Consider the following 15,978-nt stretch of genomic DNA (forward strand, 5'->3'; position numbering starts at 1 on the left):
CTCGAATCTGACCGTAAAACAGGCCGGGATTGCGCTGCCATCAGCAGGCATCGCAATCCCGGCCTGTTGCGTCCTAGCCGGAAAAGCACAGATTTCGCTGTCAGTGGCCAGACAGTTCGATGGTAAGCGCTGGAGACTGTACCACCATCATGACCACCCCAGGGATACCGACCCACAGCTTTGAGCCTGTTACATCGGCTAGCGAACGCTTGATTCGCGGCTTAAGTCTGTACGTCATCCCTTTGTTTCTGATCATGCTCACGTTATGGGTATTGTTGTTCCTACCCAATCGCTACCCTAGCGTTCCCGGTCAAAATTTAGGCATTCAAGCACTGGCCAGCCAACAAGAGCATGCGGATCCAGAGTTATTGACGCAATTGGAAAATGCACCGTCCCAACAACGGCTGCACCTGAACGAGCCCCATTGGCTGCTACTGACCCTGCCTGCTCCCTTGCCTGAACAAGAGCAAGTCCTGCACTTTCCCGCCTCCCCGATTTCCTCGCTGCACTGTGAAGATGCCCGTAGCGGCAAGACTCTGCGCAATAGCGAGCTGTCCCCGCCTGCAGCCCTGTCACCGACCCCGGTCAAAAGCTACACCCTGGAACTGGACCAGACAAGCCACACTGCCACCGTTCTGTGTCGTGTCCAGACCTCACGTCCCACCCTACTGCAAGCCCAACTCTGGGCCAGCTCTGACGTCACCAACTCTTCAATTCACCTTAGCCGTGGCATAGGGCTGCTGGAAGGCGGCTTGCTGACCATGGCCATGTTCATGCTGGTGCTGGCCGCGACCAACCGCGCCTGGATTTACCTGCTGCTGTCTGTCTGGCTGATTGGCAATCTACGCCTGGGTTCGATGGCGATGGGCTGGGACACTCAATGGCTAGGCCAGATCCTGCCCTCCCAGTACATGCCCGTACTGCGCCAGGTCACCATTGCCTGCTACTTCATCCTGAGCTACTCCCTGTTCACCGTATTGCTGGGCAACTCCATCACCACCGCCCGCCTGCAACGCTTGCTACCCACGGTCGGCATACTGGGCTTGATCCTGCTACCCGTATCCCTGCTCGCTCCAGCTTCAGTGTTCCAGCCCCTGATGTGGATCAGTACCATCTACGCGCTGTGCTGCGTCTCGGCCGTGCTGCTAGCTGTTCTCTTGCATACCCGCTCGCGCATCTTACTGTGGCAACTGGTGCTACTGAGCATGGCCTTGTGCATGCTCATTTCGTCCGTCTTTCTGGTGACGTTTGGCTATTCCACCTTTGTAGAGAACTTTAACGGCGTCATCGCCTTCCTGCTCTCCAACCTAATGGTGGCTCTCGCTGTAGGCGAACGCTTGCGGGAGGATCGCAGCGAATCTCTGCGCGCCCGTAACGAACTGATGGCGCACTACCTGGTCACCCCTGTTGGCATGTTCACCTTGAACGAGTCCGGTGTCTTTTTGCGCATCAGCCCCATGTTGAGCCGCATGCTCCACATAGAAGCAGACCCCAGCGAAACTACCATTTACTGGACGGACTTTTTCCCCGAGCAAGACTGGAAAGCTGTCGCACAAAGCACCCAGAACGGCCAGGATGTCACCATTACCCACTACGACGCGAATGCTCAGCCATGCCAATTCGCTTTGCGCGTGGCCATCGTCAACCAGTGCATTGAAGGCTCTCTGCAAGATGTGACCGCCCGCGCCGAGACCTACCGCCAGCTGCGTCTGATGGCCGACAACGACCCAGTGACCAACGTCCTGAACCAGCGAGGAATCGAAAAAGCCCTGGATGGTCTGCTCAATCGCAGCCAGAACGACAAACCCTGCTTGTTAGCTTATCTGGACCTGAACCACATCAAATATGTGAACGGTACGTTTGGCCATTCCTCGGGTGACGCCCTGCTGCTTAAAGTCTGCGAACAATTGGAATCCGTTCTGCGCAGCGAAGACAAAATCGGTCGCATCGGTAGCGATGAATTTGTGATCATCTTTGAAGATTGCGAACCGGACCAAGCCCGCGCTCTGGCCAATAACGTACTGGAGTCGCTGAACAAAAGCCCCGTACTGGCGGGCAACCGCAGCTTTAACCTGCGCAGCACATTGGGGCTGGTCGAAGTCGCACCCGGTATGGCTCCGCAAGAGGCCATCTCCGCCGCCAGTCGAGCCTCCCGCGACGCGCGCCGACTGCATCAAGACATGATCATCTATGGGCAGGACTCCAACGCCCTGCAAGAACACGCCGAAGAGCTGCGTCTATTTGAAGAACTGGAAGGCGGTTCTTCCCGCGCACTCTACCTGGAAATGCAGCCCATCGCCGCCTTGCGCCGCCCCATGGACAGCCTGAATTTCGAGGCCCTGCTACGCGTGCGCGACTCCTCCGGCCAGCTCATCCCTACTGGCCGCATCATTGCAGCGGCTGAAGAAAGCGGCACCATCACCATCATCGACAAATGGGTGTTCTCCGCCACCCTGGAGTGGATGGCCAAACACGAAGCCCAACTGAGCAAGACCCAATGGGTCACCATCAACCTGAGCGGCGTGTCCCTGAACGACGACACCTTCATCAAATGGCTCTTTGACATTCTGGCCCGCTTCGAACACCTAGCCCGCCGATTGTGCGTTGAAATCACCGAAGGCGTGGCACTGGATGATCTGGAGCACACCCGCAACTTCATGCGACGCCTGCAGAAAATGGGCGTACGCATTGCCCTGGACGACTTTGGGGCGGGCTACACCTCCTTCTCCTACCTGCGTGAACTGCCCGCCGACGCCATCAAAATCGACGGCGCGCTGATCTGCGACATGCTGAAAAAAGAAACCAACGTCGCCATCGTGCGCACCATCGTCGAACTGGCCAACAACCTGGGCATGATCAGCATTGCCGAATGGGTAGAAGACGTCCCCACTCTAAAAGCCCTGCAAGAACTGGGCGTGGACTACGTACAAGGCTTCATCATCTCTAAAGCCTGCACCCCGACTGAACTGCTCAAAGCCCAAGCCATCACCGACCTGGTCCACGACGGCGCAGCCAAACAGTTCCTGATCGAGTCCCAGGATAAATTCCCGCCAACCATGTAAATAGATAGTCACCCAAGGCCCACAGCAGGCCTTGGTGGCCCATGACAAGACCTTGCGCCACCCTACGGACGCGCACTCGTCTCAAATGCCATAGGGACGCTATAAAGGCTTTGTGACCGTCATCGCCCCAATAGTCAGCTCACTCTCCCGTTATCTACAGCAAGCCACGCCAAGATACGCATCACAGTCAGAACACCCCCCAACACCCGGCTGCATCACAGCCCTGAGTCTGGCCAGGCAGCACCACCTAATACAGAGAGCAACCCTGTCCAAACGCAGGCAGATGTCTAAGCGTCACGCTGGAAACAAGTTCAAGGAATAGATACCACCGCCACGCTAGCTTTTTTTTGGGGCTCTGACTCTGACTCTGACTCTGACTCTGACTCTGACTCTGACTCTGACTCTGACTCTGACTCTGACTCTGACTCTACAACAGGCTAAGCCGGTCCCTCTTGGAACAACAAGCGCCCAGTCACACCCTACACAGAAAAAAACGCAATTTTCCCTCCCATCGCCCACTTGCCCCTCACCCCCTCTGAAGTCAGAGGGGCCATAAGTAAACACTGTGCGCCGCTGGTGTGCGGGTCAGGGTGTCGGGGCGATTCAGAGTGCCTGCCGCGGGCGGAGTATGGCGTAGGGATACAAGCACCGTTCTGTTCGCGCCCGACACTTGTTGAGTGTCTGGGGGACACTCAACCGGGCAAGTTAACGATGCGCCCGTAGCCATACTTCGACAAAGGTACCGGTGCGCAGCACCGGCAGCGCTCAAGCCCCGACACCCTGACCCGCACACCAGCGGCGTCTTCCGGCGCTTATGCCGCCCCAGAAAACACCGTTCAAGGTCCACCAAAAAAACAAGCAAATAGCGGTCCCCCACGCTACGCCTTCGGCTTGCTGCCCCCTTTGTTGTCGAAGGTGCCGAGACCTGGGACGCTCCAGCGGCAAAAAACCCGAGTCCGGCATCCAGCCAAACTCGGGTTTTCAATTTTCAACCAGGCATTCTGAAACCAATCCCCCAGCCCCAGAACAGCAAAAAGACTTACAGCTCCCCGTAGGAATGCAGCCCCGACAAGAACATATTCACGCCCAGGAATGCAAAGCTGGTAATCAACAAACCAGCCAGCGCCCAATACGCCGCCATCGTGCCACGCAGGCCCTTGAGCAAACGCAAGTGCAACCAGGCCGCATAGTTCAGCCACACAATCAAGGCCCAGGTCTCTTTCGGGTCCCACTGCCAGTACGTACCCCAGGCATCAGCGGCCCACAACGCCCCCAACACCGTCGCCACCGTAAAGAAGGCAAAACCCACCGCAATCGCGCGGTACATGATGTCATCGAGCACTTCCAAGGAAGGCAGTTTGCGCGAAATCGGACCACGGAAATACAAAATCGTGCCCACCATCACACTACCGATACCGAAATACAGCATCCAGGTCGGTGACAACTCCCGCGAGCCAAAAATCATGGGCTCGGCACATAGAATGGCGCCCAGCAAAAACACTGGTATCAGCTTGGCACGCGAACGTGTCTCACCATTTTCCTTAACCAGATAGGCAAAGCCCACCATGGCAGCCAAGGAGAAGGTACCGTAACCAATAAAGTTGGCCGGCACGTGCAACTTCATCCACCAGCTTTTCAGCGCAGGCACCAAAGGCTGGATCTGATGCGCATCACGCGTGAAGGAATACCACAGCAGGAAAATAACCAACGAGCTGATCGCCAACAACACAAAGCCACCCAAGGCACGGGTGTTGTAACGACGTTCGTAATACAGATAAAACAAGGCCGTAATCAGCGCCAGCAAGACAAACACTTCATACAGATTACTGACTGGAATATGGCCAATGTCCGGGCCGAGCAAGTGACCTTCGCGCCAGCGTACCAACAAGCCTGTCGTGCCAGCATACACAGCCGCCCAAGTCAGACCCGAACCCATCCAGGCGGCCGTATTGCTGAAAAAACCAGCCCAGTACATGACTGTGCCCAGAATGAACAGCGCACACATCCACAAAATAGCGGACTGGGACGAGAACAAATACTTCAGCAGAAATACCGAATCGGCCTTTTCAATATCTCCGGTACCCAGACCCTCACCCGTGCTATACAGCCAGACTGCCAGCAAAGCCGTCAAACCCGAGAGCACCAGCAAGGTACGCAGCGGACGCCACAACCACCCTAGCCAGGCCACAAAGGGGACAAAAGCCACCAGAATGATCTTCTCGTAGTAATCCATGCTGGTGCTGTACACATTGAGCGCATACGCCGCACCCAAAGCCAGTACCACCAGAAACAGCACATCCGTCCAGTCCGGACGGCCACGGATACCGCGCCGGTCACCACTGGATGCGATATTGTCTTGCCACATCGTTGGAGTGGCCGAAGAAAGGGTCTGCGCCATAGTTGCTACACCTTGTCAGACAGATAGCCGGTTGAACGCCGCTTTCAGGCGATCAAACTCGAGGTTAAAGTCCAAGTTGCGACGTTGGGATGTCATGGCAGCCATTACGCTGCTGCCTAGCTTGTGAGGGCGAATCCACACCCACACACGGCGATCCCGAATATAGAACATCGAGAACACGCCAATAATCAGAAACAAGCAACCCAAGTACACAATGTACATGCCTGGGCTGCGCGCCACCTGAAATACGCTGGCCTGAACTTGCTCAAAACTGTCCAAGGTCAACATAACGGGTGCCGGGTAATCGGGTAGATTGGCAAAGGCCAGAACAGCAGACTGAATCCAACGATTGGCATCGTTATTTTCCTGACTGTAATCCAGCTCCGGCAAGCCTTGTTGCTGTCTGACCAAATGACGCAATTCCGATAGTGTGAACTGAATCATGGGAATTGCAAAACTCAGGATACGCTCGCGCTCGGCCTCGGGAACACGGCTGATCAGGCCATCAAAACCGGCACGCACAAAAGTCTGCAAAGCGGTTCGGGAAGCCGAGAGCATCAGCTCTTTTTGCTCGGGCGAAGAAGAATTACGTTCGGCAAAACGCTCGGCCGCCTGGTTTACCAGGGCCTCGTTCTGTGTCGCCGCCCGCAAATCCATGAATTCTTTCAAGGAACCCTTGTCGTCAGCCGGGAAACGCACGTAACGGAACGGTTCGGCGGGCGAAAAACGCATCCCGGCCAGAAACACCAGAGTGCCGTCCAGCTCCACTGGCAACATGTAGTTCACAAACTCGCGGGACTGGCCCTGGTCGTCGATCAGACGATAGTTCACGCTGGGGCCAACGTTCTTCAAGTTCTGATCTTTCTTGTTAGCTGCGCTACCGGTAACCGCGGCCACGTGTTCAATCATGGCCTTGGGCTGAGGGTCACCCTCGGTCAGGTTTTCCACATTGATAGGCCGCAACTCAGTCAGTTGCACCGTCAAAGCATGCTCATTGGGACTTTCCTGAGCCGCGATGCCTACGGTCTCGCCCACCTTGCCACTCAGAGCAAACGTCTTGGAGCCAGGGCCTACCAAAGGATAGCCCTTCAAGCTGAGAATACTGCCACCATCATCAAAGCCGGACTGGTAAACCGTCACGCCCTTGTAACGCAAAGGCTCGTTCACCTCGATCGTGCGCTCAAAGGTATCACCCGTGACAGGATCGGTTACTTCCACTTCGCTCTTGAAGCTGCTGGGCATGCCAGTGGAGTAATACTCCACCAGGAAGCGCTTGAGCTCCAGTGCAAAAGGCAAAGGTTGAATCAGGACGCCTTCACCAGAATTGATCACGGCAGTCGCGGTACGGGCACCTTCAGGCACCAGCATATTGGCGCGAAAGCTGGGGTTGCCCAATCCCAGTCGACCCGACTCGGGCACTTGGGAAATCAATATGTTTTCTGTAATGGGCTGCTTGCCGCCCAGCCACACTTGCAGGCGCACGGGCAATTCGCTGTCGAGCAGACCGCCCACACAGATCACCACGATGGCCAGATGAGCAAAGATGTAACCCAGCTTGTTGGCGCTGCCTTTTTTGGCCGCCATCATCATGCTGCCATCGTCGTCCTTGCGCACGCGCACCGCATAACCTTGGGACTGCAACCAACCTTGAACCTGCTCCCGGTTGTGTTCGGGGGCACCGGCACTTTCCAGTTCCACACGATGGGGAAAGGCTTTGAGACTGCCACCGCGCACGTGCTCCTTGAAGGTGCGCATTTCGCGGATCATCTTGGGGGCATTGCGGATAACGCACAGCGTGGTCGAGACCACCAGAAACGTCATAATGACCATGAACCATCCACTGTTGTAGATGGACCAGATCGAGAAGTGATCGAACAATTCAAACCAGTAGGGGCCGAACTGATCGATATACGTATTAGCGGGCTGGTTTTGCGCCAGAACAGTCCCGATCAGGCTGGCTACGCAAATGAACATCAGCAAGCTGATGGCAAAGCGCATCGAACCGAGCAATTCCAGGAAATCGGCCGCAAAGCGACGCACAGAGGATACTTTTTTCACAAAGGCTAGCTTAGGAGGTGGGTGGGGTTCACCGGAAACATCCAGACTTTGAGCACTGAAAGTGCCACAAGTTCGATGACTGGACAAAATACCAACACAAGACCCGGCCCAAATCGGCACCGCCCGGTGTTAAGGCACCCAAACCGCCACAACCATCAAAGGAAGCTGGGGCCACAAGGTGAATGTCAGGCTCTAGGCAGTCAGGGGGCCATTGGCCCCCTTGGACTGATTAACGCAGGCCAGCGGCGAAATCCGACACGGCGGCAATGTCAGCATCCGACATGCGATCGGCAATGTCGTGCATTTCAGCACTATTGGCACGGTCACTGCTACGGAACAGTTTGAGCTGTTCAACAATGTAGCCAGGGTGCTGACCGGCCAGACGAGGATATTGTCCTGGCATGCCAGCACCATCAGGCGAGTGGCAAGCGGCACAGGCAGGAACACCACGCTCGGGCAAACCACCGCGCCAAATCTTCTGGCCGCGTTCCATGGTGTCTTCTTTAGTGGCGTTAGCAGCCTGATCCCAGTTCACAGGCTGTTGGGACAGGTAAAACGCCACGTTCTTCATGTCTTCTTCGGTCATGCCCGCAGCAATGGCTGTCATCAGGCTGTTGGCGCCCTCAGGGCCACGACGAGAAGGAAGAGACTTTTCATCCTTGGCACGGAAATCGTGTAGCTGCTTGACCAGGTACTCGTACGGCTGGTGAGCCAGCGACGGGTTGACCGGAATAATACTGTTGCCGCCATCCCCGTGACAGGTCACACAGGCCAGCACGCCACGCGACATCTCACCTTGCAGGTAGAGCTGCTCGCCTTTGGCGGCATCTGGCTTGGGCAGACCAGCTGCATGGGCCACGTTAGCGGTAAAAACCACAGAGCAAGCCATCGTCAGGCTGCTTGCGATAACGACTCGGGAAAGCGCACGCTTCATTTGGACCTCGATAATCGCGAATCAATCGGGGTGCCGCATGCGCCCCGCAAAAGCCACCGTAAGCCGCTGGTCAGTACCCAGTGGACTACGACATTACTGTTTCAAATCGAGAGATTATACAATAGGCGCTGAACCAATATGGAATTACGCTGCAACCATGTCGATACTGCACCGCGCTCACTTCACGATTTCAGCTGCTCAGATCGATCAGCTGCCCCCTCCCGGACCTCCCGAGGTCTGTTTTGTGGGGCGCTCCAATGCGGGCAAATCCTCCGCCATCAACGTGTTGGCCAACCAACGAAAACTGGCTTTTTCCAGTAAAACGCCGGGACGAACACGCCTGATCAATATGTTCGGTATTCCCGATCCGCTCTCGCCAGGCGACTTTCTGGGCCACCTGGTGGACTTGCCCGGCTATGGCTACGCTGCCGTGGCCCGCCACGAAAAGCAGGACTGGGCCGAAATTCTGGGCGATTACCTGGCCACCCGCCCCTCGATTGCCGGCATTGTGTTGCTAATCGACATCCGACGCGGCGTGACCGACCTGGATATGCGTCTGGCCGATTGGATTGCGCCTACCGGCAAACCCGTACTGGCGCTTTTGACCAAAGCCGACAAACTGCCTTATGGTCAACGCATCAAGGCGGTGGCCGAAGTGCGTCGCCAGCTCCGAGAAATTGGCGCCCTGCATGCGCTGCCCTTCTCTTCCACTGATCGTATCGGTTTGCCCGAAGCGACCGAATGCATCGAAAACTGGATTTCTCCGAAGGTTGTTCCATGACTCGTTTTATTCCTCCTGCCGACTTTCCTAATACTCGCTTGCGCCGTAACCGCCGCGACGAGTTTTCCCGCCGTCTGGTGCGCGAAAACCGCCTGTCCACAGACGACCTGATCTACCCGGTCTTTGTGCGTGAAGGCGAGAAAGTTCAGGAGCAAGTCGGCTCCATGCCAGGCGTCATGCGCTATTCGCCAGACGAACTGATGCGCGTGGCCGAACAGTGTCTGGAGCTGGGCATCCCTGTGCTGTCCCTGTTCCCTTCCATCGACCCGTCCCTGAAAACGCCGGATGGCAGCGAAGCCGCCAACCCCAGCGGCCTGATTCCCCGCGTCGTGGGCATGCTCAAGCAGCAATTCCCAGAGCTGGGCGTACTCACTGACGTGGCGCTGGACCCCTACACCAGCCACGGCCAGGACGGCATTTTGGACAATGACGGCCACATCCTGAACGAAGAAACCGTTGCCATGCTGATCCGTCAGGCCCAGACCCAAGCTCAGGCGGGCGTGGATATTGTGGCCCCCAGCGACATGATGGACGGCCGTATCGGCTCCATCCGCGCCGCTTTGGACAAGGACCAGTTCATCCACACCCGCATCATGGCGTACTCGGCCAAGTACGCCAGTGCCTTCTATGGCCCCTTCCGCGACGCGGTGGGTTCGGCTGCCAATCTGGGGCGTTCCAACAAGAACACCTATCAGATGGATCCCGCCAACCGTAACGAAGCTCTGCGTGAGGTGGCCGCCGACATCCGTGAAGGCGCCGATATGGTCATGGTCAAACCTGGCCTGCCTTACCTGGACATCCTGCGCGACGTGAAAGACGCCTTTGGCATGCCGACCTACGCCTACCAAGTCAGTGGCGAGTACGCGATGATCAAGGCCGCTGCCCAGAACGGTTGGCTCGATCACGACAAGGTCATGATGGAGTCTCTGCTGGCCTTCAAACGGGCTGGTGGCGATGGCATTCTGACCTATTTCGCCATCGAAGCGGCCAAGCTGATGCGCGAACAGAACTGCTGATTCATATCAATCAGAATGCAAAAAACGCAGCCCGTGAGCTGCGTTTTTTGTTGTGTGTACGCGACGATGTACCGTCTGTTAGACCCTGATAAGCCCGGTTTCGGGCAAATCAGAAACGTCAGGCACCGGCCAAAGCCTCATCGAGCACCGTGGAGAAGCGACTGGCATCCTGAAAACCGATCACGCGCAGTTGTTCCAATTGTGTCCCCTTGGAATCAAAAAACATGATGCCGGGAGGGCCGAACAGGCGGAAATGTTTGAGCAGTTCACGATCCTCTGGCGTATTGGCGGTGACATCCACCTGCAGCAATTCAAACTGCGCCATGCGTTGCGCAACAGAGGGATCACTAAAGGTGAAGTTCTCCATTTCAATGCAGGACACGCACCAGTCTGCGTAGAAATCCAGCATCACGGGGCGTGTGGTCTTGGCCAGACGCTCCTCCAACTCCTGCAGCGTCAGCACGCGCTGAAACTCCACCTTGTTTTGCGCAGCGGCCACCGTACCGGACGATTTCAGCCCTTCCAAGGGACGAATCACGCTGGGACGACCCAAGGCAATGCTGATCATCATCATGATGGCCCAGACCGCCAGCATCATGCCCACACCCTGTCGTAAACCCGACCAAGGTGTACGTGCAGCCGTGCCGCGCCCGAACGCTCCCAGCAAGGCAGCCGCCCACAAGGCCAGGACAACCCAGCCAAAAACGGCAATCGTGCCCGACATCAAGGGCGAGACCATCCACCAGGCCGTCGCCAACAGCAACACACCAAAAGCGGTTTTGACGCTTTCCATCCAGGCACCCGCCTTGGGCAACACACTGCCCGAACCCGCACCCACAATCAGCAACAAGACGCCCGACCCCCAGGCCAAGGCAAACAGAGCTGAGCCGCCCAGGACCACATCACCCGTCTGCGAGATAAACAGCAGCACGCCAGCCAGCGGTGCCGCAACACAAGGGCCAACAATCAAGGCAGACAGCATGCCCATCAGGAATACGCCGCCCAGTTGCCCGCCCGGCAAGCGATTCATTGTTTCGTTCAAGCGATTTTGCAGTGCCGCCGGCGCCTGAACCGTAAACACGTCCAGCATGGACAAGGCCAACACCACCAGAATCAGGGCGAACAGACCCAAGACCCACGGATTCTGCAACCAACTTGCCAAGCCCGCACCCAGCAAGCCTGCTGCCACGCCCAGCAGGGTGTAGACCAGGGACAAGCCCAGCACAAAGGCAAAGGCCATTTTCAGGCCGTGCCAGCGCGATGGCGCAGGCTGATTACGTCCAGCAATGATGGACAGCAAAATCGGCACCATCGGCAGGACGCAAGGCGTAAAGGACAGCAGCAAGCCGAACACAAAGCTCAGCAACACAATCTGGCCCCAGCCAGCCTGCTTGAGATAATCGGCCAGGCCCACATCACTCAGGTTCAGCGCCGACGCGACACCGCCTGTAGTGGCGGCTGTAGTCGTAGCAGCCGTTGCTGCCGTGTCTGTTTTCTGAGCCGTGGACTCACCCGGCGCAGGCACCGACACCACACCAAAAGGGCCCGCCACTTCCCAGCCCTGTCCGGTCGGGATCAAGGTCAAGGTTTGCGTTGAGGGGGAATAGCACAGGCCGGCATCGGCACAACCCTGGCTGACCACATCAATGTTCAGATCCTGACCAATCGCGCTATCGGCCAGGACAGGCACGCGCAGGGTGACCGAGTTTCGATAGACCTCCATCACTTCATCAAAGGTCGGGTCGTACACCTTTTCGCCATCGGGAAGCTGGGGACTGCCCAGATGCTCAGCCTTCTCGGTCGAGACCCCGAAACGCTTGCGATACATATAGTATTCAGGCGCAATCTGAAAATGGATGTCCAGTTGGTCGGGCTGGCTCATGGCCGCGGTCAGCACAAAAGCCTGTTCCGGGTCCAGAAACTCTTCTTCTGCCTGCGCCGTCAACGGCATTGCCAGCCAGGCCAGCATCAGGACAAAGAAAACAGCAAACCACGCGCCAAGACGCTGGGCAGAAAACGGGGAACGCTTCAAAGACAAAGACACAAATCTATTCCGGTTTTTTAGGCTGGGCTATCTGCGATCAGGCAGGACGGGTCTGGGTACGAGCCCAATCCAGATAAGCGGTGAAACCACCAACAACCGGAAGCACAATCAATTCAGGCAGATCGTAAGGATGCTGCTCGCGCAAGCGATCTGCCAATTCCGGTAGCCGGGCCACTGTGGTTTTGAAAGTCAGCGTAATTTCCTCATCGCCCTGTAACTCCCCTTGCCACATGTACATAGACAAGCTAGCAGGCGCAAGGTTCGCACAAGCGGCAATTCCATCCTCAACCAAGTGATGAGCCAGGTATTTGGCCAGCATCATATCGGGCACGGTGGTCTGCGCCAGTACTACTTGCTGCGCATCCATATCGGGCAGGGTCAAAGCCAGTTTGGGTTTGGAACTGGAGGAATTCTCAGAGGACATGCAGGGCTCCTAATCAGAGCCCTTAGTGTAGCGCCGGATGCCTGTGCTTAAACGCTGGATCGAGGTCGATTCAAGCCGCTTAATGTTTCAGAGGGGCGCTCGCCATAGCTATGCCGATAGTCGGCCGAGAACTGCCCCAAGTGGGTAAAGCCACAAGCCAGGGCTACCTCGGTGACCGACATGCCACCTTGCTGCAAATATTGGCGGGCGGCTTTCAAACGCATCTGTTTCAAACGCGCCATCGGTGCGACACCTAGATGCTCCCGAAACCCGGCATACAGGCTACGCACGCTGACACCTGCCGCCTGCGCAATATCGCCAATGGTGATGGGCTGGCCGGTCTGGCTTTCCATGAAGTCCAGGGCACGCCGCAAAACATGCGGCAAGGCGGCCGCTGTTTTGTGAGAAGGTTGATTGTGCTGATGCAGCTCGAACAAAGCGTAGATCAACGTCTGCTCGAACTGGCGCACCTGACGGGGTTGATCAAACAAGGTGCCATCCGACACTTCGGCAAACTGCCAGTCCAGCAAACGGCGCAAGCTGGCCCCACCGGGCGCATCCAACGGGATGGAGGGCTGAAACTCCAGCGGACCGCGCACAGGTTGCGCAAAATAATCCTGATAATGGCGCTCCAACCCTTGACGTCCAATACGCACAAACAGCTTATCGGCCTCCAGGCTATGTTCCATGCTGAAGGCTTGAGTCGGGCTAATGATGGAAGCCAGGCGCGAGGTCGACGCGAAACGCCCATGCGCCGTATGAATCTGCTCTTGTCCCGACAGGGGGATTTGCAAGAGATAGAAGTCGTCCAGTGGCTGAGGCGCAATCTGCACCTGCGCCCCATAGCGCAAACGACCATAGGCCACATCCTGGCCTTGGCGTAGAGACAGGCGTGCATTCAGACGCTGACGGGTATCGGCCAAAGTCAGGCTATGCGGGCAGAAAACCTGGGAGATATAGTGCTGAACGCAGTCCACATCCTGCGAATGCAGCTGGGCATAGCGATTCAGTATGGTGGTCATGAGCGTCGCAACAAGCCATAAAAAAAGCTGTACCTTAGTGTGGCACAGCCTCTTGCACTGCAACATCGAGACAATCCCTAGGCCGCCCGGGCCGGGGACGGCAATCCCGACGAGTTACTGACCCTGAAAGCGGCCAAAGCGTCCTTGCCAGTACAGCAAGGGCGAATCCTGTTCCTGCTCGGCATGGTGTACCTGCAACACACGCCCCAATACCAAGGCGTGGCTATGACGCTCAATCACTTCCACAATCTGACAGGCCAAAGCAGCGGGCGCCTGTCGGGCAAGCCAGATGCCGTGCTCAGTACGCAGCCAGTCGTGTCCAGCGTAACGCGCATCGCCTTGCTCGCCTTTGAAACCGGCAAATTGCAAAGCCATGCCCGCCTGCTCAACACCCAGGATATTTATCCCAAACAGACCGCTATCACGCATCAAAGGCCAGGACGAGGAGCTTTGATTCACGCAGACCAGCACCTCTGCCGGATCTGCGGCTACCGAAGTGACCGAAGTCGCGGTCAGGCCGCTGCGCTGACCCTGGTGTTCGACCGTAATCACATTAGCCGTACCCCCCAGATGGCGCATAGCAAGTTTGAACTGCTCGGCAGAAACTCCAGGCGCGTATAGCGCTTGGTCTGTCGGCAAGGAAGCCAATTCCACAGGCATGATTCACCTTTTCTAATCTTATGGGCAGCACAGTCATCGGGACGATGCTGCCTGTGTGGCGTACGTGAACTGGCTATCCCCCTGGGCAAGCCAAAACCTGCCCGATAGCCAGAAAATCGCTCTTAGCGAATGCCACGCTGCTGCAACAAAGGCAGCACAGTATCACGGAAATAAGGGAATTCCTTTACATAGTCCACAAAGGACAAGGTTGTTCCCCGGAAACCGGCTTCGTGCAGAGCACACAAACCGTCAGCCACTTGCTCGGGTGTACCCACCAGCGGGAAACCACCGTGGCCCGCCGCCATGCGTTCACGGATTTGCTCCAGCAGCTCGTGCGGGAAAGAATGAGCGTGGGCAAACTGCAAATTCATCAAATTATCCACGGCACCATTGTCGATATTGGCCATGATGCGTTCCCACTCGGCCTGGGCCTCGGCTTGCGTAGGACGGCACACAACGTGCGAGAAGGTCATCACATCGACTTTGCGACCTTGCGCTTGGCCCTGCGCCTTGAGCTCGGCCACTTCTTTCCTGGAGCGCTCCAGCTCCATGGCGGGCGTGAACAGGAAGTTGGCATTACGGCTGGCAAACTCACGGCCTTGACCGGAACCGGCGGCGTTAAAGATAGGCGGATCAAATTCAGGACGAGGATTGCCGTAAACACCCTTGGCCTGGAAATATTTGCCATCCCAATCGAAACGGCCATCGTGGCGCCAGATTTTCTTGATCAGGTCGAACCATTCTTGCGCATAGCCGTAACGGGTTTCATGATCATCAGGCAGCTTCACACCCAAAGCGTCATACTCAGGCTTGTTCCAGCCGGCCACGATATTCAAACCGACCCGGTTGCCGCTCATCTGGGCCATGGTGGCGAGCTGCTTGGCAATCACCACAGGGTGGTTAGCAACCGTGTGCACAGTGGCAAACACGCTGATATTGCGAGTATTGGCCAGCAAGGCAGTCGCCCAGGTGACGGTTTCCAGCACGTAACCGTGGAAATCGGTTTCGCCACCGTAACCAATCCAACGGGCGATAGGCAACATGAAGTCAATACCGGCATCGTCCAGCAGCTTGCCCAGCTTCAGATTGTTTTCCCACGTAGCCTGCCAGCGATCGGGCAAGGTTGATACCGTCATGCCACCACCGCAATTGGTGGCAAAGGTTCCCAGCAGAAACTTATCGTGTGTGAGCAATGTATTCTGTGCCATCGCCAGTCTCCTGAAAATCGTTGTTCTTTACAGCTCACCACCATGGCGAAGCTGACATAGCGCAGATTTTAGGGAGCGGCCCTAAGGCCCACTATCGGATCACTGCCGCTTTTATCAAATGCCTGCAATTATTTGAACTTTAAAGCTCTACAGGTCAGAAAACCTAGTAAAAACCCTTATATAACAGCGCCTTGTTGTTTTTTTTGAGCTGTTTTTAACAGTCAAAGCACCCTGCTTTACGCCTTTTCACTGTGCTGAATGGAGCCCACATTCTGGCTCAAACCCGCGCTTGGACCTATATAAGGGGTAGGCTTGGCACCCGGCCTGGGGAGCAGGCAAAACGACGGTGAGAAACAAGATCAGCAGCAACA

11 protein-coding genes are annotated in these 15,978 nt (G+C 56.6%); 3 read left to right on the forward strand and 8 right to left on the reverse strand.

Going from position 1 to position 15,978, the window contains the following annotated elements; all coding sequences use genetic code 11:
• Positions 1–149: 149 nt before the first annotated feature.
• Positions 150–3,062 carry a putative bifunctional diguanylate cyclase/phosphodiesterase gene (locus LNA76_RS16050; RefSeq protein WP_230019449.1) on the forward strand — a complete coding sequence of 971 codons (2,913 nt, stop codon included), beginning with the start codon at positions 150–152 and terminating at the stop codon, positions 3,060–3,062.
• Positions 3,063–4,101: 1,039 nt separating this feature from the next.
• Here the strand turns inward: LNA76_RS16050 and ccsB are convergent.
• The 3 genes from ccsB to LNA76_RS16065 all read right to left on the reverse strand — a co-directional run bounded on the left by ccsB (position 4,102) and on the right by LNA76_RS16065 (position 8,452).
• A complete protein-coding gene (gene ccsB, locus LNA76_RS16055) occupies positions 4,102–5,460 on the reverse strand; it encodes a c-type cytochrome biogenesis protein CcsB (protein ID WP_094198129.1) in 1,359 nt (452 codons plus the stop codon).
• Positions 5,461–5,475: 15 nt separating this feature from the next.
• Positions 5,476–7,518, reverse strand: a complete 2,043-nt coding sequence (locus LNA76_RS16060) for a cytochrome c biogenesis protein ResB (protein ID WP_230019450.1) — start codon at positions 7,516–7,518, stop codon at positions 5,476–5,478.
• Positions 7,519–7,747: 229 nt separating this feature from the next.
• Positions 7,748–8,452 carry a c-type cytochrome gene (locus LNA76_RS16065; RefSeq protein ID WP_199827849.1) on the reverse strand — a complete coding sequence of 235 codons (705 nt, stop codon included), beginning with the start codon at positions 8,450–8,452 and terminating at the stop codon, positions 7,748–7,750.
• A 157-nt stretch (positions 8,453–8,609) separates the two neighbouring features.
• Here LNA76_RS16065 and yihA point away from each other — a divergent pair, with 157 nt between their 5' ends.
• Together yihA and hemB are read left to right on the forward strand one after the other, a co-directional pair.
• Complete coding sequence (gene yihA / locus LNA76_RS16070; protein ID WP_042489383.1) at positions 8,610–9,233, forward strand: ribosome biogenesis GTP-binding protein YihA/YsxC; 624 nt, start codon at positions 8,610–8,612, stop codon at positions 9,231–9,233.
• Entirely contained in the window at positions 9,230–10,249 is a 1,020-nt protein-coding gene (gene hemB, locus LNA76_RS16075) for a porphobilinogen synthase (RefSeq protein WP_094198132.1), read from the forward strand. Before yihA ends, hemB begins: the two co-directional genes overlap by 4 nt.
• A 118-nt stretch (positions 10,250–10,367) precedes the next feature.
• Here hemB and dsbD read toward each other — a convergent pair whose 3' ends face one another.
• The 5 genes from dsbD to LNA76_RS16100 all read right to left on the reverse strand — a co-directional run bounded on the left by dsbD (position 10,368) and on the right by LNA76_RS16100 (position 15,607).
• A complete protein-coding gene (gene dsbD, locus LNA76_RS16080; RefSeq protein ID WP_230019451.1) occupies positions 10,368–12,293 on the reverse strand; it encodes a protein-disulfide reductase DsbD in 1,926 nt (641 codons plus the stop codon).
• Positions 12,294–12,330: 37 nt separating this feature from the next.
• Entirely contained in the window at positions 12,331–12,717 is a 387-nt protein-coding gene (gene cutA / locus LNA76_RS16085) for a divalent-cation tolerance protein CutA (RefSeq protein ID WP_406846420.1), read from the reverse strand.
• 47 nt (positions 12,718–12,764) lie between these two features.
• Positions 12,765–13,739 carry an AraC family transcriptional regulator gene (locus LNA76_RS16090; RefSeq protein WP_230019452.1) on the reverse strand — a complete coding sequence of 325 codons (975 nt, stop codon included), beginning with the start codon at positions 13,737–13,739 and terminating at the stop codon, positions 12,765–12,767.
• Between the two features lie 114 nt (positions 13,740–13,853).
• A complete protein-coding gene (locus LNA76_RS16095) occupies positions 13,854–14,399 on the reverse strand; it encodes a flavin reductase family protein (protein ID WP_230019453.1) in 546 nt (181 codons plus the stop codon).
• 122 nt (positions 14,400–14,521) lie between these two features.
• Positions 14,522–15,607, reverse strand: a complete 1,086-nt coding sequence (locus LNA76_RS16100) for an LLM class flavin-dependent oxidoreductase (protein ID WP_230019454.1) — start codon at positions 15,605–15,607, stop codon at positions 14,522–14,524.
• Between the last annotated feature and the right edge of the window lie 371 nt (positions 15,608–15,978).

The sequence above is a fragment of the Alcaligenes sp. MMA genome (assembly GCF_020907215.1).
In the GTDB taxonomy this organism is placed as follows: domain Bacteria; phylum Pseudomonadota; class Gammaproteobacteria; order Burkholderiales; family Burkholderiaceae_B; genus Alcaligenes; species Alcaligenes aquatilis.

Coding starts and splice junctions, on each gene's coding strand:
- LNA76_RS16090 (WP_230019452.1), bottom strand. CDS start 13,739: ATGACCACCATACTGAATCGCTATGCCCAGCTGCATTCGCAGGATGTG.
- LNA76_RS16050 (WP_230019449.1), top strand. CDS start 150: ATGACCACCCCAGGGATACCGACCCACAGCTTTGAGCCTGTTACATCG.
- LNA76_RS16065 (WP_199827849.1), bottom strand. CDS start 8,452: ATGAAGCGTGCGCTTTCCCGAGTCGTTATCGCAAGCAGCCTGACGATG.
- cutA (WP_406846420.1), bottom strand. CDS start 12,717: ATGTCCTCTGAGAATTCCTCCAGTTCCAAACCCAAACTGGCTTTGACC.
- ccsB (WP_094198129.1), bottom strand. CDS start 5,460: ATGGCGCAGACCCTTTCTTCGGCCACTCCAACGATGTGGCAAGACAAT.
- LNA76_RS16095 (WP_230019453.1), bottom strand. CDS start 14,399: ATGCCTGTGGAATTGGCTTCCTTGCCGACAGACCAAGCGCTATACGCG.
- yihA (WP_042489383.1), top strand. CDS start 8,610: ATGTCGATACTGCACCGCGCTCACTTCACGATTTCAGCTGCTCAGATC.
- hemB (WP_094198132.1), top strand. CDS start 9,230: ATGACTCGTTTTATTCCTCCTGCCGACTTTCCTAATACTCGCTTGCGC.
- LNA76_RS16100 (WP_230019454.1), bottom strand. CDS start 15,607: ATGGCACAGAATACATTGCTCACACACGATAAGTTTCTGCTGGGAACC.